The sequence below is a fragment of the Paenibacillus sp. J2TS4 genome, assembly GCF_018403245.1.
Classification (GTDB): Bacteria; Bacillota; Bacilli; order Paenibacillales; family NBRC-103111; genus Paenibacillus_L.
In genome coordinates, this window is record NZ_BOSH01000068.1 from 1 (window position 1) to 251 (window position 251).

1 protein-coding gene is annotated in these 251 nt (G+C 59.8%); it reads right to left on the reverse strand.

Going from position 1 to position 251, the window contains the following annotated elements:
* Positions 1-251: IS66 family transposase (locus KJS69_RS29475; protein ID WP_213587800.1), on the reverse strand; the 251-nt coding region annotated here is incomplete at both ends.

The window sequence follows — 251 nt, forward strand, 5'->3', positions numbered from 1 at the left end:
CGCGTTGGGCGTGGAAACGAAGCAGCGTATGCTTCTCGTCGGAGATCACATGCATCCATTGCGTCTTGCCGCCGACTCGGCATCCCGTTTCATCGGCATGCACGACGGGTTGCCGAAGCAACCTGTCGATTAAGGTTTGCTCAACGGGTTGCAGCGCATCCGACGATGTCTCCAGCATGGAAAGCAGCGAAGCTTCGCTCGGCCGATGGCCGGTCAGATCGTCGAACAAGCGGGCAATCCGATCCAGCGGC